Source organism: Pseudarthrobacter sp. NamE2, assembly GCF_005796205.1.
Classification (GTDB): Bacteria; Actinomycetota; Actinomycetes; order Actinomycetales; family Micrococcaceae; genus Arthrobacter.
Window position 1 is genome coordinate 1 of record NZ_VAHN01000055.1, and the last position, 409, is coordinate 409.

Sequence of the window (409 nt, forward strand, 5' to 3'; positions counted from 1 at the left end):
GTTGAGGTTCGCACCGTCCACATACACCTGGCCGCCCGCGGCGTGGACCGCGTCGCAGACCTCGCGGACGTCGGCGTCATACACCCCGTGGGTGGACGGGTAGGTGATCATGATGCAGGACAGGACATCCCGGTTGGCCTCGATCTTGGCGTACAGGTCCGTGTGGTCAATCGTCCCGTCGGCAGCGGTGGCCACCACGACCACCTTCATCCCCGCGAGCACGGCCGAGGCGGCGTTGGTGCCGTGCGCCGATGCCGGGATCAGGCACACGTTGCGCTGCTGGTCGCCGCGGGAGTGATGATAGCCGCGGATCGCCAGGAGCCCGGCGAGCTCGCCCTGGGAACCGGCGTTGGGCTGGATGGAGACCTGGTCGTACCCGGTGATCGCGGTCAGGTCAGCCTCCAGCCCG

The 409-nt window shown here is 68.7% G+C and carries 1 pseudogene; it reads right to left on the bottom strand.

What is annotated here, in order from left to right:
- Window positions 1-409 (bottom strand): annotated as a pseudogene (locus tag FDW83_RS18990) (glycine dehydrogenase (aminomethyl-transferring)); the annotation flags it as partial.